The organism is Streptomyces sp. NPDC127084, from assembly GCF_042724175.1.
In the GTDB taxonomy this organism is placed as follows: Bacteria; Actinomycetota; Actinomycetes; order Streptomycetales; family Streptomycetaceae; genus Streptomyces.
This window is the reverse complement of record NZ_JBHXFA010000024.1, coordinates 1-19,016: the sequence shown is the minus strand read 5'-3', so window position 1 is coordinate 19,016 and position 19,016 is coordinate 1. Positions and strand designations below refer to the sequence as shown.

The following is a 19,016-nucleotide window of genomic DNA, read 5'->3' as shown; positions in this document are numbered from 1 at the left end:
GAACACGTGGATGACAGAGATCGCCGCAGGCACCGAAAGCAACGAAAGCGCCGCAGTAGCCGGAGCAAGTGGAGCAGTCGACTGCGAGACCGAGATCCGTCAGGGCCGGCGCTTCGCCTTCGGGCGCAACTGGCGCCGGTTCGGGGACCTGATCGACGAGGAACGCGTCGCCACCGCCGGAGAATCGCTCGAACGGGCGCTCGGTACCAGTGACCTCACCGGCCGGACCTTCCTCGACATCGGATGCGGCAGCGGGCTTTTCTCCCTGGCGGCCCTGCGCATGGGCGCGCGGGTCCGTTCCTTCGACTACGACCCCGACTCGGTACGTACGACCCGGCGACTGCGCGCGCGGTTCGCTCCGGAGGCCGACCACGTGACGGACTGGAGTGTGTGCTGCGCCTCCATCCTGGATCCCGGCTTCGTGCGGGAGCAGGAGCGGGCGGACATCGTGTACTCGTGGGGCGTACTGCACCACACGGGTGATCTGTGGAAGGCGATGGACGCCGCGTGCGGACTGGTAGCCCCCGGTGGGGCGCTGTACGTGTCGATCTACAACGACCAGGGGCTGGAAAGCCTGGTCTGGACCGAGGTGAAGCGGCGCTACAACCGGTCCGGACCGCTCGCGCGGCGGCTGCTGCTGTCCGGCAGCCTGCTCTATCTGAGCCGGAACCACCCGGCGCGTGCGCTGCTGAACCTGGCTCGTGGGGGCGCTCCCCTCGGCGGGAGCGTTCCGCGCCCCCGTGGCATGTCACGCCGGCACGATCTGGTCGACTGGGTGGGGGGCTACCCCTTCGAGGTCGCGACGCCGGAGGAGGTCTTCTCGTTCTGCCGGGAGCGTGCCTTCGAACTGCGTCATCTGAAGACCTGCCGGGGCGGTCTCGGCTGCAACGAGTTCGTGTTCACGCTGGGCTCCGGTGCCGGTGCCGCAGCGAGTCCATGAGCTGGGCGGCTTCGACGCCGGTCGGCAGCAGCTGCCACCACCGGGTGCCGCTGTCGCGGAGGAAGAGCGTGAACTGCGCGCCCATCACGGTCAGATAGGCCACTGTGGAGGCAATCGCGCAGCCGACCGCGCCCCAGGCGGGAATCAACAGCAGGTTCAGGCCGGTGTTCACCCCCAGCGCGAGCAGCGACGGCAGCACGACGGAACGCGCCGAGCGGAACCGCAGCAGGAACGTGGACACGGGACGGCCGGCCGACAGCAGCAGCACGCCCGGCACCAGCCAGGCGGTGAGCGTGGCCGCGTCCGCGTACGCGGCCCCGTACACCGGCCTGATCAGGACCGCGACGGCCGCCACCGCCGTCAGCGCGGATGCCGCGCTGAGCAGCGCCATGAGCCGTACGTTGCGTACCACGACGGGCACCGCGCCGCGCTTGTCGTGGTCGAACTGCCGGGGCAGCGTGATCTGTGCGAACACGTCTACGGCGACACGGCTCAGTTCCGCGAGGGTGACCGCGAGCGTGTAGACGCCGACCGCGTGGGAGCCCGCCAGCGCGTTCAGGAGGAACACATCCGACCGCAGCAGGAGGAAGGCCGCGGCCGAACCGGCGTGCAGCCGCAGCCCCTTGAGGCACGCCACCCGTGCGAGACCCATGCGCGGCCGGGCGACAGCGACCCCGCCCGACCCGATCAGCACGGCCAGGGACACCAGGGAAGAGGCGGACCACACGATCACGACGGTGTACACGGTGATGTGGCCGGTGACGCCGAGCGCGACCAGGCACCCGCACTGGACGGCGGCGGCGACCAGCGCTGCCAGCCCCGCCTCGCGGGAGCGGTCGCGCAGTACGGCGATATTGCTCGCGTACAGCACCCCGACCGCCGGCGGCACGTTCGCGCAGGCGGCGGCCAGCAGCCACGGTCCGGGTAGGTTCCCATGCCCCTGGAAGGCGACGGCCGCAGCCATCGCCAGGAGCGCGGCGACGACGCCGACGAGCAGTCCCAGCGGAACGCTGTTGCTCTCAAGAAGGGTTCGTTTCCCCTTGTCCGACCACAGGGCGGTCTGCGCCTGTTCGACGGAAAGATGCCCGAGTGCCATGGCGGTGGTGCCGAACGTGACGGCCACGTAGTACGTGCCGCGCGCTTCGGGTGGCAGCGCCCTGGCGATGACCACACTGGCGATGACGCCCATCGCGAGGGTGCCCGCACGGGCCGCGATCACCCGGACGAACTGCTGTGCGCTGCTGTCAGCCATGGAGCAGTCGCTGGTACAGCGACAGATACCGCTCGACCATCACGTCTTCGCTGAGGTTGGCCAGGGCCCACTCGCGCGCCCGCCGCCCCATCGCGGCGGCCGTGTCGCGGTCCTCCAGCAACGACCGCAGCCCTTCGGCCAGCGCGACCGGATCGGCGGGCGGCACCAGCACCCCGCGCCCGTCATCGAGCAGCTCCGGTGTGCCGCCGACCGCCGTGGCCACCACCGGCCGCCCCGCCGCCATTGCCTCCATGACGGCGTTGCTCAGCCCCTCGTACAGGGACGGCAGCACGACCACGTCCGCGCGCGCCAGGAATCCGGCGCCGTCGGTACGGAAACCCAGGAAGCGCGCGTCGACCTCCAGGCGGGTGGCCTGCCGCTCCAGTACCGAGCGTTCCGGGCCGTCCCCGATCAGGACGAGGGTGCACGGCTTGCCCTGGCGTCGTAGCTCCGCGCAGGCCGCGAGGAGGTGGCGGTGGCCCTTGTGGACCGCGAGATTGGCGACGCAGAGCACCACGGGAAGCGAGGTGTCCACTTCAGTGGGCCGTGCGAGCTCGAACTCGCTCGGCGGCATCCCGTTGGGGATCACCGTGAGCTTCCCGGCGGGTACGCCCTCGTCCTGCCGTACGTCTTCGGCGACCGCCTGCGCGTTGGCGACCACCAGATCGGTCCAGCGGGTCGCGATCCGCTCCAGCGCGAGGGCGACGCGGTGCCCGCGCTTGAAGAACCCGAGACTGCGCCGCCCCGCCACCAGCACGGGGACGCGCGCGAGCCGGGCTGCGGGAGCGGCCAGCACATAGGCGTGCAGCAGGAAGGCCTGAAGGACCTGCGGCTTCTCCTTCCTCAGGAACACCAGCAGACGCACGAAGGCGCGGACATTGCCGAGCAGCGTGGACCCCCGGGTCTCCCGCCGCCAGAAGCCCAGCTTCACCAGGGTCACTCCGGAGTCCTGGAGCTCCGCCTCCCTCGGACCGCCGTCGAACAGGACCAGCAGATGGGTCCTGATGCCGCGCCGGCTCAGTCCACGGGCCAGGAGGACGAGTTGCTTCTCCGCGCCGCCGAGACCGAGCTGTCCGATCAGCAGGCAGACCCGGGTGGGCGAGGGATGCGCGGGAGCGCCACCGGATGAGTCGGACAGGCCGGATGAGGGGGCGAGTGGTGCGGTTGTCCGGTCCGCCGCGCGCATATGGGACACAACTCGCTCGCTATTCATCGACATTCGCTGCCGGTCATTGTCAACCGCGTTTCGGGAATTCGTACTGTACATGCGACCAGTGGAAGGGAACATGAAACGCGCCCTTCGCCAATACGCCGGTTCACGCCACCTACTATCGGCACCATGCCGACCGCCATGCAGCGAGACACCGGTCCGGATACCCCTCGCCTACGGGTGATGAGAGTGATCACGCGTATGAATATCGGTGGACCTGCCGTCCAGGTGTCGGCGCTTCTGCGGGGTATGGACTCCGAACGTTTCGAGCACCGTCTCATCGCCGGATTCGTGGCGCCGGGCGAGGCGGACCACCTGGACCATCGAGCACCTGACCTGCCGGTTCAGCGAATCAAAGGACTCGGCCGTGCCGTACGGCCTTCGGACGACGCCCGCTGCCTCGCCGAACTCGTCTCCGCGATAAGGCGATTCCGGCCCCATATCGTCCATACGCACACGGCGAAAGCGGGTGCCATCGGCCGGACCGCCGCAGTGCTGGCCAGGGTGCCGTCGCGGGTGCACACCTTTCACGGGCATCTCCTGCACGGATATTTCCCCCCGGTGAAAACCAAAATCGTCGTGGGTACCGAACGGCGACTCGCCGCACTCACGGACCGGCTGGTGGCCGTGGGTGGGCGAGTCCGCGACGATCTCCTCGCCGCCGGAGTCGGAAAGCCCGGGCAGTACACCGTCGTACCGCCCGGCACCAGGCTCCGGCCCGCACCGGATGCGGCGAAGGCCAGAGGAATGCTCGGGCTGCCCCAGGACTGCCCGGTGGTGGCGTATGTCGGCCGGGTCACCGGGATCAAGCGTCCCGACCGGCTGTTCGCCGTGGCCCGCGAGGTGCACCGCGCCGTACCGGAAGCGCACTTCGTGGTGTGCGGGGACGGCGATCTGCGGCCGGACCCGGAAGCCGTCGCCGGACTCGGTGACCGTCTCCGTCTCCTGGGCTGGCGCTCCGACGTGGAGACCGTCTACGCCGCCGCCGACCTGGTGCTGCTGACCTCGGACAACGAAGGGATGCCGGTCAGTCTGATCGAAGCGGGACTCGCCGGGCTGCCGGTGGTGGCCACCGACGTCGGCAGCGTCGCCGAAGTCGTACGGGACGGTGCGACGGGACTCCTGGCCAGGCCGGCGCCGGGCGTGACCGCCGAGCTCACGAGCCGCACGGTGGCACTGCTGCGCGACCCGGGGCTGCGCCGGGAGATGGGAGCCCGGGCGCGGGAGTTCACCGGGCGGCGCTTCGGCGAGGAGCGCCTGGTGGCCGACACGGAGGCCCTCTACACCTCCATCGCCGTGGCCCGTGGCTGGTGGGCTTCCCCGGCCTCGCCTGCTTCTCCCGGCTCCTTCGCCTCTCCTGCCGGCTCTGTCAGCTCTGTCACCCCGTCCGGAAGGGATGGTGAGCACGGTTGAACGTCCTCGTCACCGGAGGCGCCGGGTTCATCGGCGCCAACCTGTGCCACGAACTGGTCTCGCGTCCGAACGCGGGCAGGGTCGTCGCCCTGGACGACCTGAGCACGGGTTTCGCGGCCAATCTGGACGGCAGCGGCGCCGAATTGGTCGAGGGGAGCATCCTCGACTCCTCACTCGTCGAGAGTCTCGTCGCCCGTGTGGACGCCGTGGTGCATCTCGCGGCCCGTCCCTCCGTACCGCGCTCCCTGGCCGACCCGGTCGCGAGCCACCATGTCAACGCCACTGGCACGGTCACCGTCCTGGAGGCCTGCCGGCGGGCGGGCGTCCATGTGGTCGCGGCCTCGTCGTCCTCGGTCTACGGAGCCACCGCCGTACTGCCGAAGCACGAGAATCTGGCGACCCGGCCGCTGAGCCCGTATGCCGCGAGCAAGCTGGCCACCGAGGCGTATGTGCTCGCCTACGGTGCCTCGTTCGGGCTCCCCGCCCTGGCGTTCCGGTTCTTCAACGTCTACGGGCCGCTCCAGCCCGCAGGGCACGCCTATGCCGCCGTGGTGCCCGCCTTCATCGACGCGCTGCTGCGCGGCACACCGGTACGGGTCTTCGGGGACGGCCTCCAGACCCGGGACTTCACCTATGTGGGCACCGTCGTACGGGTACTCGCCGACGCGGTGCTGCGCCAGGTGACCTGCGCCGGCCCGGTCAATCTCGCCTTCGGCACCAGGGTGAGCGTGCTCGACCTCGCCCACGCACTCGCCGGTCTCACCGGGCGGCAGGCCGGGATCCGGCACGAGCCGGCGAGGACGGGCGATGTCCGCGACTCCCAGGCGGCCGACGGGCTGCTGCGGGAGTTGTTCCCCGACCTCGCGCAGGTGCCGTTGGGGGAAGGACTCGAACGGACGGTGGACTGGTTCCGCACCCTGCCCGAGTACACCGAGTACACCGGCCGCCCCCAGCGCCCGGTTCCGGCCGACGTGGGCTGATCGGACGGCGGCCCGGCCCGTCCGCCGGATGCGGACAGGGGGCCGGGCGTCGCGTCGGTTCAGCCGTCCGAGCAGGACGGGTACGGATGCACGGTGGTCTTCATCGGGCGCGGCAGCCGCTGCTGGAAGACGACGGGGCGCTGCTCCGACACGGGCTCGCGCAGCCGCATCGCCAGCGTCCGGCTGCCGCCGCTCGGCAGCTCGACGTCGAACGTGTACACCGGATGGCCCCGCTCGGCTCCCTGGTTCAGCATGACGCGCCGCCCGTCGACACTCGCCCCGAGCAGCTCCGCCCCGCTGGTCGCGTAGTAGGACACCAGCAGGCGGTTGTCCCCCAGCCGGACAGGATAGGCGGGTTTGTCCAACCGGGCGGTGACATAAGGGGGAAGCCCCTTGAGCGGCGCGCTGTTGGACAGCACGGCCTTGACGGTGACCTCACGCCCTTCCGCGGTGCAGCGGCCAGGGCGCCACTCCAGCGCGCGGTCCAGGTAGTAGTCCAGCTTGGTGCCCGCCCCGTTGTTCACCACCAGACCGGCGTAGGGGCGGTCGTTCCGCGGCAGGGCGCCACCGAACGGGTACCGCTCCAGTTGCCGCTGCTCGTCGGCGTGTGCGCTCCAGGCCGTCATCCGGCCGCTCCGCAGTACGTCGTACACAGCGAGGAAGAGCGCCGGGCGCCGCCTCGGATCGTCCGCGGCGCTCAGCAGCCGATCGGCGGCGGCGCGGGCCACGTCCAGCAGGTAGGCCTTGCGCTTCACCGAGTCGGAGAACTTCTCGTAGTTGGTCCGCTCGCTCAGGTCCACGATGTTGTCCGCGCTCACCACCGTCCCGTCTGCCATGGCCGCGGGCCCGGTCGCCACGAGCAGGCGGGCCAGGACGGCCGGGTCCACGGCGAAGACGCCGTCGATCCGCTCACCGCCGCTCTTCTCGAACCAGGTGGCCGACCAAATGCGGGCGGCATAGGGGAAGTGCGGACTCATGTTGGAGTTGGGCCAGGAGTTGACCGGGTCGGCCGACCCGTACAGCGCGTTGAACTCGGGGCCGAGCGCCACCTTGGGTCGCGCTCCGGCCATCGTGGTGTCGATGCCGAACTCGGTCAGCGACAGCCGGCCCCGGGTGGCGGTGAGCATGGTGTACGCACCGGGCATGCCGCCCGTTCCCCGTGCCTCGGCCGGGTTCTGGAAGACCAGCAGATAGCGCCGTGGGGCGGCGTCCCCGAGCATCGGCGGGAGCAGCCGGGCGCCCGTCGCGGCGTCCGCGACCACCGGCGCCAGCCGGTCCAGCCGGTCGGCGAGCGCGCTCCGCACCCGGTCGACGGCGGGCAGCCAGGTCCGCCGCGGCAGCCTGTGGGTCTCGGTGCGGGCTTGCGCCATGTGGTGTGCCGCGCGCTCGAGCGCGGGTGCCGATCCACGCAGCGCCGAGAGGTCGAGGTGGCCGGTCCCGCTGTGCCCGCTGACTCTGCCCAGGGTCCGTACGACGCTGGGGAGTACGTCGCCCGCGAGCCGGTCGAACGCCTTGGCCGTGCCGCGGATCGTCTCCAGCGGTTCACCGGCGAAGGGCAGGCCGGCGGCGAGATACCAGACGGGGCCGGTGGTGGCCGAGTGCGCGTTGGCCGTGTGCGCGGCGGCCGACGCCGCCGCCTCTTCGGCGCGCTCACCGTGCTTTCCGGGCTCTGGGCGCCCACCCGGGAGGCCGGTGCCGCCCGCCCCGGTGAGCGCGCTCCGCACGGCCTCCAGGTCATGGCGGGCCGCGAGCAGCTCACCACGGGCGTAGAGACCCGTACCGGCCAGCCAAGCCGCAGCCGACAGAAGGAGGCCGGCGAAGGCCAGTAGCCAGGATCCGGCGTGCCGGGGCCCGCGAACGCGCCGAAGCAGACCGACCCATCGGGCGCCGGGGTTCCCGAGGCGTCTGGTCAGCGGATCACGGAGTGACGACAGGGCTTCCTGGATACGTCGTGGCACCATCACCGGCTCTTCTCCCGAACGGTCTGGACCGGCGCCACCCTTGCCAGGGAAACGCCCATAACGGAATGAATGCCCTATTTTTTACTAATCTGGGGGAGGACCGGATCCGAACTCGCCCAACGAGGTGCACCCCCTGTGGAACTCCACACCGTTCTGAGAGCGCTGCTACGCAGCTGGCCCGCCATCGTCGTCTGTGCGCTGCTGGGCATCGGCACCTCATGGACCGTCACGGCGTTCGCCACGCCGGTCTACCAGGCCCGCACCCAGCTGTTCGTCTCGGCGCAGCCGGGCGGCACCGACATCGTCCAGCTCCAGCAGGGCAACGCCTTCTCGCAGGCCAGGGTCCAGTCGTACGCGTCGATCGTGACCAGCCGTCAGGTCACCGAAGGCGTGGTCGGGAAGCTGCGTCTCGACACGACCCCGGAAGAGCTCGCCACCCGGATCACCGCCGAGGCACCGCTCAACACGGTGCTCGTCAATGTCGCGGTCAGCGATGCGGACCCGGTCCTGGCGGCGAAGACCGCCAACGCTGTGGCACTGCGCTTCAGCGAGGTGGTGGAGCGCCTTGAGACCCCGCGCGGGGATCCCGCGAAGACCCGCTCCCCGGTGAAGATCGGGGTGACCGAGAGGGCCACTCCCCCGTCCGCCCCGGTGAGCCCGCGCCCCATGCTCAACACCGCGTTGGGCCTGCTGGCCGGGCTGCTCGTCGGCGGCGCCATCGCGGTGCTGCGCGAAACCCTCGACACCACGGTGAAGACGACGGAGGCTCTCGCGGAGCACACCGGGCTGCCGGTGCTCGGCGCCATCCCCTACGACAGGAAGTCCGCCGGCCTGCCGCCCGCCGACGGCGCACTCGGGTACTCTCCGCGCGCAGAGGCGTTCCGGCATCTGCGGACGAATCTGAAGTTCACCCAGGTCGGCCGGAAGCCGGGTGCCATCGTGGTGACGAGTGCGCATCCCGGCGAGGGCAAGACCAGTGCGGCGATGGGCCTGGCCCTCTCCCTCGCCGACGCCGGTACGTCCACCTGCCTGGTGGACGCCGATCTGCGCCGGCCCCGTATCGCCGCAGCGTTCGGGCTGGTCCAGGACGCCGGTCTGTCCAGTGTGCTCATCGGTCAGGCGGAGATCGAGGATGTGGTCCAGCAGACCGGGCGGCTCTCCGTGCTCACCAGCGGGCCGATTCCGCCCAACCCCGCCGAGCTCCTGGCATCCGGCCGGATGGACGAGGTACTCGCCGGACTCACCGAACGCTACGAGACCGTGATCGTGGACAGCGCTCCGCTGCTCCCCGTCGCCGACACCGTGGGGCTCGCCCCGCTGGCGCAGGGCGCCATCCTGGTCGCCCAGGCCGGGAAGACACCCCGTGACCGCACCATCGCCGCCGCCGAGTCGCTGCGCAAGGCGGGGGTGCACACCCTCGGTACCGTCCTCAGCATGGCACCGGTCCCCAGCCGGATGGGCGGCGGTTACGGCGCCGTGTACGGCTACGGCGGCTACGGTGAACCCGCGACGGGCGCCCAAGCGCCCGTGACACCGCCGCGACCGCGCGACGCGGCACCGGGCGGGACGTCGCGGCCCACCACGCTCCACGAGTCGACGACAGCCGGCGGTGAGTCCTGAATGTCCCGCGACATCACCGGCTCCCGAGAGCTGCGGGTGCTCTTCGTCTGTACGGGGAACATGTACCGTTCACCGCTCGCCGAGCGCCTGCTGGCGTCCCGGCTGCCGGACGTCCGGGTGTCCAGTGCGGGCACCCGGGCCTGGGGCGGCAGGGGAGGCATGCGCGGCTCCGGTGAGGGCGGTGCCGGAAGGTCCGGCGGCACCGGCAGTTCCCGCGACTCCGGCGGCCCCGGCATGGACGCGGCGGCCCGCACGGCGCTTGAGTCGCTGGGCGGGGACGGTACGGGCTTCCGCTCAACCCCGTTGACCACCGAGCTGATCACCGCGGCGGACCTCGTGCTCGGACTCGCCCGGGAACACCGCGACGAGGCGGTGCGGATGCACCCGGCGGCGCTGCGGCGCAGCTTCACCCTCAAGGAGTTCCTGCGGCTGGCCCGGCACACCGGCGGCGCGCCGGAATCCGCGCGGACACCCCTGGAGCTGATCAGCCGGGCGGCCGCCCAGCGGGGCACCCCGCGCCCAGTGCCCGCCGTGGACGACGAGGTCGCCGACCCCGAGGGGCGCGGTCCCGAGGTCCTCATGCGGTGCGCCCGGGAGATCGACACGGCCGTCGCCGCCTTGGCGGCACTGCTCGCACCGGCCGCGACCGACGGCGCGCCCCCCTCCTCCGGGTGACTCCCGGGTCCTCAGGTTCAGGCCGCACAGAGCGGATAGGGCTGGATGATCGTCTGGAGGGGGTTGACCAGCGGCTGGCTCAGCACCCTCGGGGCGCGCTCGGCGAGCGGCTCCATGAGGGTCAGTGTCAGGGTGCGGGTCTGCTGGGCAGGCAGTTCCAGATCGGTCGTGTAGACGGGATGGCCGTGCTCGATCTCGGTGCCCGTCGCGACCGGTGTGCCGTCCAGGGCGGCACCGGTGAGCTCCGCGCCGGCGCTGGCGTAGTAGGAGACAAGCAGCCTGTTGTCACCGGGCCGGGTGGGATACGACGGCTTGTCGGCGCGCAGGGTGACGGCGCCCGGCAGCCCGGACACGGGGGCATGGTTGGTGAGGCTGATCCGTACGATCACCGGCCGTCCCTCCGGGGTGCAGCGCCCAGGCGTCCACTCCAGGCGCCGGTCCAGGTAGTAGTCCAGCTTTCCGCCTGTGGTGTTGTTGACGACAAGACCGGCGAACGGGCCTTCACCGGAGGGCAGGACGCCGCCCAGCGGTCGCGTCTCGAGCAGCCGCTGCTCGTCCTCCCACGTGCTCCACACCTTCATCCGGTCCTGCCGCAGCGCGTGGTGGACCGCGTCGAGCACCGCGGGCAGGCGCCGCGGGTCGTCGATGGCACCCCCCAGTCGGAGGGACGCCCGGTGCACGGCGTCGAAGAAGACCGTCTTGCGCTTGGCGGGATCCGCGAAGCGCCCGTAGCCGGTGCGTTCGGCGAGGTCGCGTAGATTGTCCGCGGTGAGGGCGGTGCCGTCGGAGAGGCGTGCCGGGCCGGCGGCGCGCAGCAGCAGGGAGAGCGCGCTGGGGTCGAGGGCGATCACCCCGTCCACATGCTTGCCGCTGTGGGCCCGCCAGGCCTCCGCCCAGATACGCGCGGCGTAGGGGAAGTGCGGGCTGAGGTTGGTGTTGGCCCAGGTGCTGGTGGGGTTGCTCGGCCCGTACCGGGAAGTGAACTCGGCGCCGAGGTCGACGAGCGGTCTGGCCGTGGCGAGCGAGGACTCGTTGCCGAAGGTGCCGAAACTCAGCCGCCCCCGGTCGGCGGTGACCAGGGCGAAGGCCGCGGGGATGCCCCCGGTCCCGCGTGCCTCGGCCGTGTTCTGGAACACCACGAAGAAGCGCCGGGGCCCCTCGTCACCCAGCATCGGAGGCAGCACCCTGGCCGCGACGGAGGCGTCCGACATGGCGGACGTGATGCCGTCGAGCCCTGCGGCGAGCTCGTCCCTCAGCAGGTCGGCGGCGGGCAGCCAGGTATCCCGGGGCAGTTCGGCGACCTCTGCCTCGGTCGCGGCAGCGGCACCCGCGGCCCGGTCGATACCCCGTGCGTTGTCGCGCAGCGCGGACAGCAGGGCCTGGAAGCCGCGGCCGCGGGTGTCCCTGGCGATGGCCGGGACCACGCGCACCAGCGCGGGGAACACCTCGTGCGTGAGCCGGTCGGCGGCGTGGGTGGCGCCGCGCACGGATTCGAAGGGGCGGCCGATGAGGGGAATTCGCGAGGCGAGATACCACGCGGGCCCGGTGGTGAGGCGGTGCGCGAGACTGGCATGTGACGCCGCTGAGCCCATCGTGCGCCAGGCATCCGCTCCTCCGTCCGACGCTCCCGCCGCCGCGGAGGCAGAGCCGCTTTCGTGGTCGAACGCCGTTCCCGCGCCGGTGACCGAATGCCGCAGCGCCTGGAGATCGCCCTTCGCGGCGAGCAGTTCGGAGCGTGCGAAGAATCCGGTCACGGTGATCCACGCCGCGCCCACCATCAGCAGCACGGCGGTGACGGCGAGCAGCAGCCTGACCGGTCCGAAGCGCTCGGGCAGGACCGGGAGTGGGAGCCGCGCACGCTGCAGCCCGGGAAGGTGCGCAGGCAGTCGCAGTGGCAGAGGGTCACGCGATGGCAGGGACGAAGACAGGTACGAAGACAGACGCGACAGACGCGACCGGAGTCGCGATCCTGCCGACCTCGGTCCGAGGCTCATGGTGGCTCCCGTCCGTACGACGACGTTGCTACGAGCGGCACTGCTGAGATTGCTGCCATTGCTGACGCTGCTGACATCGCGGCTTCCACGCGGCTCACGAGTGCCGACCGCCGTCGTCAACGGCCCGAGCCCGTGCGGGAACGGGCACGAAGACCACCCGGAACGTCTTGGGCCAGAGCTTCCCCGTGATCAGGAACTGATCGGTGCCGGGCACCGCCGCGACACCGTTGAGCACATCGGCGCGCTCCGCCTCACGCGGGGTCAGCAGACCGGACGCGTCGATCGTTCCGGTGACCTTCCCGGTGTTCGCGTCGATGCGCATGATCTGGTCCGAGGACCAGATGTTGGCGTAGACGGTGTCCCCGACGCACTCAAGCTCGTTGAGCTGCGTCACCGGCTCGTCGTGTGCGGTCACCGTGATCTCGCCGGTCTTGGCGAAGGTACGCCGATCGCGGAAGACCAACTGCGCGGAACCGTCACTCATCACCAGTCTGCCGCGGGCCGGCTGGTGGCACAGCCCCCAACCCTCGCCGGAGTAGCGGACCCGCCGCCGCTCGGCCAGGGTCCGCGCGTCGCGCTCGATCGCCACCCCGTCCCGCCAGGTGAGCTGCCACAGGGTGGGCCCCAGTACGGTGAGGCCCTCGCCGAACAGGGGCGTCGGCAGCGCCACCTTCCGTGCGCCCTTGCCGTCGGGGCGGCTGGAGCGGACCGATGACCGGCCCGCCATTCCCGTGCTCTCGTAAAGGGTGTTGCCGTCGAGCTCGAGCCCCTGGGTGAAGGCCTTGGCGTCATGAGGGAGCACCTCGACCACCCTGACCGTCAGTCGCTCGACACGGCCCGCGGCATCGGCCCGATCGGCGCCACCGGTCCGAGGCGCCGAGGCGGCTGGGCCGGGGAGCCCCCGGCCGGGGCCGGAACCGCACGAGGCGGCCATGAGGGCGGCGCACGCGGTCGCCACCGTGCAGACACCCGCCAGCGGTCGTCTCATGGTTCTGTCTCCTGGGTACAGACGCACATCCAGTCCTTCAGTCGGCGCCCGCCCCGGCGCCGGGTGGACCCCGGCGCCGGTGGTGGATCCCACCGAGCGCGCGGACGGCGCTCGTTGCCGGACACGGCCTGGCGACGCGCACGCGGCACGGACAGGGTCAGGGGCGTGAGCGTCACGGCCGCGGGGCACGGAGAGCTCGGTTCAGCTGATGCCGAACCGCCGGGCGGCCATGACCGCGCCACCGCCGAGCAGCGCGAGACCGGCCGCACCGCCGAAGAGCCCCAGCGTGTCGCCCTCACCGGTCGCGGCGAGCTGGGGGGCGCTTGCGGGTTCCGCCTCCCCGGGGTCCACGACGATCTCGTCGGACTGCACGGAATCCGGAGCGTCGCACTCATTGACCTTCTTGACGACCAGCTTCCTGGACAGGTCCCTTTCCGGGCTCTCGGCCTCCACTCTGAAGGTGTGCCTTCCGGGGTGGGCCTCCAACGGGATGTCCACTGTCTCGTGCACTTCGCCCTGCGCGTCGGCGTTGAACCGGCCCAGCTCCAGGTCCTTGCCCTTGAGCCGCACGGTTGTCTGCTGCCCCACTACGAACCCCGTCGCATGGAACGTGACGGAGTCCCCCGGGCACACCTCGCTCGCGTCCAGGTCCAGGGACGAGGCGAGCGGTTCCTGGGCGGCGAACGCGGGCTGGGCGGCAGCGAGTGCTACGGCTCCGATGACGGCGGAGGCGGCCAAGGCCGCCAGGCCCGCACGCCCTGAGAACGTCCTCATGTGGTTCACGCTCCTCGGGAGGGTTCGGGCCGACAACTGACGACCCATGCGTGACATATTTACCTATACGCGTCGTTATTTCGTGATTGTCTGCGTGCCAGGGCGGCGGAGGCACCGTACTGGCCTAAGAACCACGGGCTGACGTACACCGTTGGCCCACCGCTCAGGTCCAGCTCGGCGGCGGGTACAGATCACCCACGCCGCTGACCGCGCCGGCGAACTCGAGGTCCTCCTCATAGCGGCGGTGGCGGCCCAGGGTCGTCCTCGTGCCGGGCAGGTCCGGCTTGGCCAAGTGGCCGTCGGCGGCAAGGATCTGCACCCGCTGGAGCACGGTGCGCAGATCCACCCCCAGCTCGTTCGCCACGACCATCAGGTCGACGCCCGACTGCCAACTCCACACCAGCACCGAGTCCATGGCGGACGTCCAGAGCACGGTGGGCTGGTGCGCCTCCGTCCAGTGGTCGTCGAACACGGGCGCGGACATCGGTGCCGGGGCCGGGACCACCGGGATCGAGGCCGTGGTCACTGTCGCCGACGTCGAGGCGGACGGGGAGGCGGACGCGGACGGGACAGCGGACGTGAACGATGCCGGTGCCGCTGCCGCCGCCGGCGCGGTGGGCGCCGCAGGCGGAGGAGGCGGCGGCGGAGCCACCGGCGCCGGCTCCACCGGGGTGGTGGCGCAGGGGACTTCGGGCACCGGATCGGCGATGGCGTCCCTGATGGTGTCCTGCCCCGTGGTCAGCAGGTTGGCGGCCACCGTACGGGCGCCGTCCCGGCCGACTGTCCTGCGCGCCACCCGCACTTCGCGCTCATGGAGGCCCATCATCCCGGCCACGCTGCCGTCGTCACCGACGATCACCGCGAAGGCGGCGAGTTTCCTCGTACGGTCGGCCTGCGCCTCGTCCAGAGCCGCCTGCGCCGAGCGGACCTTGTCGTCGCTGGCACAGAACGCCTTGGCTAGGATTGTATTTCTTTCCCATACTTCACGCGGTTCCACATACGCATAAACGCCTGTCCCGGCCTTTGAGCTCGCGGGTGCGACGCATTCAACACAAAGAGAGCCAAAAACTAAAGGCGACCAGGATGGCAGCCGATAACTTGGGGCCGCTCTCGCCGCAACCCGCCTGCGTCGAGCGGGCGTTCGACTCGCAGCCCCCTGCTCGAACCCCTCCCCGGTCTGCCTATCGGATGCTCCGACGACAGAATATGCATCCACTAGGCTGAATTCCGGGCGCGTCCCACACATACTCGACCGCGATTGCCGCCTCCGATGTCATCGTGCTGTCACGCGCTGACGACGCGCCGCAATCCGTCCGAGGCGCCCGGCTCCCTCCTCCCGGCCGGGCGCCTCAGGACTCGGACCCGACCGGAAACGGGCGGGACGCACCCGAACGCGCTCGGCTGGGCCGTATCAGGGGTGCGCGGCGCCCAGGATGACGGTCCACCAGGGCCCCTGCGAGTCGAGCGCGATACCGACACCGGCCTCCTCGTAGAGGCAGGTGAGAATGATCTCCCGGTGCGCGGGGCTGTGCATCCAGCTGTTCACGACCGACCGGGCGGTAAGCGAACCCCGCGCCAGGTTCTCGCCGAAGTACTCGTTCCGGTACCCCGAGTCGCGCAGGCGCTCGGCCACGGAGAGACCGCCCGTCCCCGTGTGCGTCAGCCTCCCGCGGTCGGCCATGTCCTCACTGTGCTCCTCGGCGGCCCGCTCGAGTGCCGGGTGCGCGTGGACGGGTTCGCAGCCGCCACTCTCCCGCTCCTTGTTGACCAGGACGAGCACACGGTCGGCGGTTACTTCGAGCCGGGCCTCGGCGGCTGACGGCCCGGCGGCGGAGATCGCGGGCGACGCCGCCAGTGCCGGTGCGGGACCACTCGTCGTCCACGTACCCGCCGATGCGAGCCCGGCGAACAGAGCCACGGCAGGAATTCTTTTCGCCCAGTTCGTCATGGCACATTTGTACAGCGACTACTACCGACGGCTCGGAAATTCAGCGCGGGGGCGAATGTTTTCTCTTCCTTCCGGACGATTGGTCAGACTTTATTCGCCGGATGTCATGTCAGCCACACACGAAGGAGTCCCGGACACGCGGCTGTCGTGTCCGGGACTTCCCTCCGCGGGCATACGCGTGGTCAGCGGCGTGCAGCCCTGGTGCTCCGGATCGCGAGGGCGCCGCCACCGGCGAGCGCCAGCGCGACCGCCGCCATGATTCCGGCGTTGGCCTCCGAGCCCGTCTCGGCGAGCGTCGCACCCGGCGTGGCCGGGGTGGCGGGAACGGCAGGCGCGGCAGGCGTGTTCACCACCGGGGTGACGACCGGGACGGAGGGCGTCTCGACGACCGGGGTCTCAGGCGTCGCCGGGGCCTCAGGGGTGCTGACGACCGGCGGCTGCGGCTGTACCGGCGGCACGGGCTCGGGGTTGTCCACCGGCGGAACCGCAGGCGGCTCCTCGACCGGCGGGACCGGGGTCGGCTCGCAGGGCTCCTGCTCGCTGGGCTCCGGCTCGTTGGGCTCCGGCTGCGGCTCCGGGAGCGGCAGCGGCTCGTTGGCCGGCGGCTCCTCGGTGCCCGGCAGCGTGGGCTCCTCCGGGCCGGGGACCGTCGGAGCATCGATCACGGTGGTGCCGTCACCGTTGCCGCATGCGTTGCCCGACGCCGGGTTGAGGAGCCCGATGACGTTGACGGTGTTGCCGCACACGGCCACCGGCACATGCACCGGCGCCTGGATCACATTGCCCGAGAGGATCCCGGGCGAGCCCTCCGCGGCACCGACGGCACCACTGTCCGCCAGGGCCGCCCCGGCACTGGCCATGGTCGCCCCCGTAGCCAGGCAGGCTGCGAGGAGAATGCGCTGAGCCTTGCTCTCCACCCTTAATTCCCTTCATGCATCTGGGGAAGGATCTGACCTCACCCCTTCGAGCAGGAAACGAAACAGAGGGCGGACACGTCACGCAGTAGCGGTCGTGGATTTTCGAGAAACGACGAAAACAAATCAGTTCTTCTTATTTGGATGCCTGGAATGCGCCAGCAATGCATACTGCGGCGGCTGCGTCACGGCTGCCCCTAAACCGCCCCTCAGCCGCCCGGTCAGTGACGTGTCGTCAACTGGCGCCGCAGTCGCCGTTCCGCGGGGGTCAGCGGGATGTCCGGGCGCACCCGTTCCGGGTGGCCGGGCGGGGGCGGGCGGAGGCCGGGGTGCGCCGTACCCGGCGCGGGCGCGGGCACCCCGATCCATATCCACCCGGCGGCCACGAGGGCGTCGTAGCAGCCGTGCGCCACTCGCCTCAACAGCGTCATGAGCGCAGCGCGGCGGCCGGCTCCCAGCGTGCGCCCGTCGCGGATACGGTCGCCACGGGCTCCTCGTCGCTCCACGTCCACAACCGGGACAACGCGTCGAGGTCGAGATCGTGGCCCTCGGTCCAGATGCGCGCGGCGGCCGTCAGCACCGACTGGCGGTCGGCCTCGGGCGTGCCCCGGCGCGCGGGCAGCAACGCGGCGGCCGCGCTGGCGCCGAGGCGTACGGCGCGGTGCCGGCGGGCGAAGGCGGTCAGGGTCTGCCGTGGACCGGCCTCGATCAGCAGCATGTCGTCCACCGCGAGCAGTTCTTCGAGCGCGGCCTTGAAATACACGGTGTCGGTGATCTGACGGGCCCAGAAGCGGGGGCTGAGGGCGTCCTCGGGCCGCATCAGACCGCCGGTGTAACCGGAGTACAGCGGCAGCCGGGGCTCGCGCAGGGGGATGCCGCGGTAGACGGCTTCCACGGCGTCGGACGCCGGTGCCATCGCCGGTGAGTGGAAGGGGCTGGTGGCGGGGACGTTGACGACGGTGAAGCCGTCGGACCTGAGGTCGGCCGCGACATCGGCCAGCGGCGCGGCGGAACCGGCGAGCATCACCTGCTGGGCGGCGTTGACCGCGGCGATGGCCACGTCCCCTTCCACATAGGGGTGCAGCTGTTCCTCGGTCGCGGCGACGGCGAGCATGCCGCCCTCCGGTATCCGTACCGCCTCGCGTACCCGCGCCATCATCATGGCCACGGCGTCGGGCAGTGCCATCACTCCGGCGAGGGTGGCGGCGACCAGTTCACCGGCGCTGTGCCCGAGCAGGGCGGCGGGGCGCACGCCCCAGCTGAGGATGAGCCGCCCGAGAGCGTAGTCGATGGCGAACAGCAGCGGCTGGGCGCGACGCACATCGTCGATGTCGATGCGCGGCGAGCCGGAGTTGAGCCAGTCCTCGCGGATCCGGTGCCCCTCCTCGCCCATGTGGGAGAGTGCGGCGTCCACGGCCGCTGTGAACACGGGCTCGCGCAGATAGAGCCCGGCGGCCATACCCGCGTGCTGCGAGCCCTGGCCGGGAAAGAGCAGGGCGATGGGCCGCGGGCGGGCGGCGGTCACGGACTTGGCCTTGTGGACGGTGGCGGCGGCCAGCGCCGACACGGAGACGGCGGCGCCGCGCACCGGTCCGGGCGGGGTACCGCAGGGCACGGCGGTGGGCAGGGCCGGGTAGGCCTCGCTGTGCAGTCCGCTGAGCAGGGGCAGCAGTTCGCTGCGGACACGGCTCTCGTCGGCGGCGTCCTGACCGGACCAGAGCAGCAGCCGGTGGTGCTCGGGGTCAGTGGCTCGGCGTCCGTGGCGCAGTGGGCGCAGCGCGGGTATCTCGTCGTCGGTGCCGCCGCTCGCGTCGAGCACGCCGAGGACACGGTCGGCCTCGGCGATGGCCTCGGCGGCCCGTTTGACCGCGTAGACGGTGATGGTGTGCGGGTCCAGCTCGCCGAATCCGGCGACCATGGCGAAGTCGGCTATGCCGTCGCGCAGTTCCCGGTCGGCGAGCCGCAGGGCCCGGCCGGGGGTGGACACGGTACGTACGGTGAAGCCCTCGTGCTCGGTGCCGAGTCCGGGATCCGGGTCCAGGGCGCCGACGTACACGATGGTGCGTACGGGCAGCTCCTCGGGCGGCTTGCCGAAGGCCCGCAGCACCGCCGATACGCCGGCGGCCGATGCCACGATCCGCGCTCGGGGCGGCTGCGCGGAGCCGGGGCTGATGACCAGCCTCCGGACGACCGCGCTGTATGAGGTGAGCGACATCTTCCCTCCTGGTGGGCCGCGGCCCTCCGGCCGCCCTGGCATGCGCGTTCGTGTGCTTGTGGGGGGGTGCGGAGATGCGTGTGCGGCGGGGATGTGGGGGGGTGTGGGGGGGGGGGGGGGGGGGCGCGGGCG

Annotated in this window: 16 protein-coding genes; 5 read left to right on the top strand and 11 right to left on the bottom strand. The window is 71.3% G+C overall.

Translation table 11 applies throughout. The annotated features are described in order from the left end of the window. Window positions 1-10 precede the first annotated feature (10 nt). Window positions 11-940 carry a class I SAM-dependent methyltransferase gene (locus tag ACFWI9_RS08640; RefSeq protein ID WP_387159976.1) on the top strand — a complete coding sequence of 310 codons (930 nt, stop codon included), beginning with the start codon at window positions 11-13 and terminating at the stop codon, window positions 938-940. Here ACFWI9_RS08640 and ACFWI9_RS08635 read toward each other — a convergent pair. Together ACFWI9_RS08635 and ACFWI9_RS08630 are read right to left on the bottom strand one after the other, a co-directional pair. Then, window positions 900-2,192 (bottom strand): lipopolysaccharide biosynthesis protein, encoded by a 1,293-nt coding sequence (locus tag ACFWI9_RS08635; RefSeq protein WP_387159975.1) that lies wholly within the window; start codon window positions 2,190-2,192, stop codon window positions 900-902. The genes ACFWI9_RS08640 and ACFWI9_RS08635 overlap by 41 nt on opposite strands. Next, a complete protein-coding gene (locus ACFWI9_RS08630; RefSeq protein WP_387159973.1) occupies window positions 2,185-3,405 on the bottom strand; it encodes a glycosyltransferase in 1,221 nt (406 codons plus the stop codon). Before ACFWI9_RS08630 ends, ACFWI9_RS08635 begins: the two co-directional genes overlap by 8 nt. Between ACFWI9_RS08630 and ACFWI9_RS08625 the strand changes: the two genes are divergently transcribed. Beyond that, the gene (locus tag ACFWI9_RS08625) at window positions 3,379-4,815 is read left to right on the top strand and encodes a glycosyltransferase (protein ID WP_387159971.1); all 1,437 of its coding nucleotides are present in this window, start codon (window positions 3,379-3,381) and stop codon (window positions 4,813-4,815) included. The two genes, ACFWI9_RS08630 and ACFWI9_RS08625, sit on opposite strands and share 27 nt — an antisense overlap. Then, window positions 4,812-5,795, top strand: coding sequence for an NAD-dependent epimerase/dehydratase family protein (locus tag ACFWI9_RS08620; RefSeq protein ID WP_387159969.1), 984 nt, complete (start codon window positions 4,812-4,814; stop codon window positions 5,793-5,795). The genes ACFWI9_RS08625 and ACFWI9_RS08620 overlap by 4 nt, the downstream gene beginning before the upstream one ends. A gap of 59 nt (window positions 5,796-5,854) precedes the next feature. Here the strand turns inward: ACFWI9_RS08620 and ACFWI9_RS08615 are convergent, their stop codons facing one another. Then, entirely contained in the window at window positions 5,855-7,756 is a 1,902-nt protein-coding gene (locus ACFWI9_RS08615; protein ID WP_387159967.1) for a DUF4012 domain-containing protein, read from the bottom strand. A 135-nt stretch (window positions 7,757-7,891) separates the two neighbouring features. On the opposite strand from ACFWI9_RS08615, the gene ACFWI9_RS08610 reads away from it, so the two are divergent. Continuing rightward, window positions 7,892-9,376 (top strand): polysaccharide biosynthesis tyrosine autokinase, encoded by a 1,485-nt coding sequence (locus ACFWI9_RS08610; RefSeq protein ID WP_387159966.1) that lies wholly within the window; start codon window positions 7,892-7,894, stop codon window positions 9,374-9,376. Continuing rightward, the gene (locus ACFWI9_RS08605; protein WP_387159964.1) at window positions 9,377-10,051 is read left to right on the top strand and encodes a low molecular weight phosphatase family protein; all 675 of its coding nucleotides are present in this window, start codon (window positions 9,377-9,379) and stop codon (window positions 10,049-10,051) included. Between the two features lie 17 nt (window positions 10,052-10,068). Here ACFWI9_RS08605 and ACFWI9_RS08600 read toward each other — a convergent pair whose 3' ends face one another. The 8 genes from ACFWI9_RS08600 to ACFWI9_RS08565 form a co-directional block, all read right to left on the bottom strand. Next, complete coding sequence (locus tag ACFWI9_RS08600; RefSeq protein WP_387159962.1) at window positions 10,069-12,045, bottom strand: DUF4012 domain-containing protein; 1,977 nt, start codon at window positions 12,043-12,045, stop codon at window positions 10,069-10,071. Between the two features lie 94 nt (window positions 12,046-12,139). Continuing rightward, a complete protein-coding gene (locus ACFWI9_RS08595; protein WP_387159960.1) occupies window positions 12,140-13,033 on the bottom strand; it encodes a glutaminyl-peptide cyclotransferase in 894 nt (297 codons plus the stop codon). A gap of 201 nt (window positions 13,034-13,234) precedes the next feature. Further along, window positions 13,235-13,807 (bottom strand): hypothetical protein, encoded by a 573-nt coding sequence (locus tag ACFWI9_RS08590; protein WP_387159958.1) that lies wholly within the window; start codon window positions 13,805-13,807, stop codon window positions 13,235-13,237. Window positions 13,808-13,970: 163 nt separating this feature from the next. Next, on the bottom strand, window positions 13,971-14,804 hold the full coding sequence (locus tag ACFWI9_RS08585) for a hypothetical protein (protein ID WP_387159956.1): 834 nt from the start codon (window positions 14,802-14,804) through the stop codon (window positions 13,971-13,973). 414 nt (window positions 14,805-15,218) lie between these two features. After that, window positions 15,219-15,725: a CAP domain-containing protein gene (locus ACFWI9_RS08580; RefSeq protein WP_387159954.1), complete on the bottom strand. Its 507-nt coding sequence runs from the start codon at window positions 15,723-15,725 to the stop codon at window positions 15,219-15,221. A 212-nt stretch (window positions 15,726-15,937) separates the two neighbouring features. After that, window positions 15,938-16,672, bottom strand: a complete 735-nt coding sequence (locus ACFWI9_RS08575) for a chaplin (RefSeq protein WP_387159953.1) — start codon at window positions 16,670-16,672, stop codon at window positions 15,938-15,940. Between the two features lie 218 nt (window positions 16,673-16,890). Next, window positions 16,891-17,100 carry a DUF6059 family protein gene (locus tag ACFWI9_RS08570; RefSeq protein ID WP_387159951.1) on the bottom strand — a complete coding sequence of 70 codons (210 nt, stop codon included), beginning with the start codon at window positions 17,098-17,100 and terminating at the stop codon, window positions 16,891-16,893. After that, entirely contained in the window at window positions 17,097-18,884 is a 1,788-nt protein-coding gene (locus tag ACFWI9_RS08565; RefSeq protein WP_387159950.1) for an acyltransferase domain-containing protein, read from the bottom strand. Before ACFWI9_RS08565 ends, ACFWI9_RS08570 begins: the two co-directional genes overlap by 4 nt. Window positions 18,885-19,016: the final 132 nt, after the last annotated feature.

Coding starts and splice junctions, on each gene's coding strand:
- ACFWI9_RS08615 (WP_387159967.1), bottom strand. CDS start 7,756: ATGGTGCCACGACGTATCCAGGAAGCCCTGTCGTCACTCCGTGATCCG.
- ACFWI9_RS08625 (WP_387159971.1), top strand. CDS start 3,379: ATGGGACACAACTCGCTCGCTATTCATCGACATTCGCTGCCGGTCATT.
- ACFWI9_RS08590 (WP_387159958.1), bottom strand. CDS start 13,807: ATGAGGACGTTCTCAGGGCGTGCGGGCCTGGCGGCCTTGGCCGCCTCC.
- ACFWI9_RS08565 (WP_387159950.1), bottom strand. CDS start 18,884: ATGTCGCTCACCTCATACAGCGCGGTCGTCCGGAGGCTGGTCATCAGC.
- ACFWI9_RS08595 (WP_387159960.1), bottom strand. CDS start 13,033: ATGAGACGACCGCTGGCGGGTGTCTGCACGGTGGCGACCGCGTGCGCC.
- ACFWI9_RS08570 (WP_387159951.1), bottom strand. CDS start 17,100: ATGACGCTGTTGAGGCGAGTGGCGCACGGCTGCTACGACGCCCTCGTG.
- ACFWI9_RS08605 (WP_387159964.1), top strand. CDS start 9,377: ATGTCCCGCGACATCACCGGCTCCCGAGAGCTGCGGGTGCTCTTCGTC.
- ACFWI9_RS08600 (WP_387159962.1), bottom strand. CDS start 12,045: ATGAGCCTCGGACCGAGGTCGGCAGGATCGCGACTCCGGTCGCGTCTG.
- ACFWI9_RS08640 (WP_387159976.1), top strand. CDS start 11: ATGACAGAGATCGCCGCAGGCACCGAAAGCAACGAAAGCGCCGCAGTA.
- ACFWI9_RS08635 (WP_387159975.1), bottom strand. CDS start 2,192: ATGGCTGACAGCAGCGCACAGCAGTTCGTCCGGGTGATCGCGGCCCGT.
- ACFWI9_RS08630 (WP_387159973.1), bottom strand. CDS start 3,405: ATGAATAGCGAGCGAGTTGTGTCCCATATGCGCGCGGCGGACCGGACA.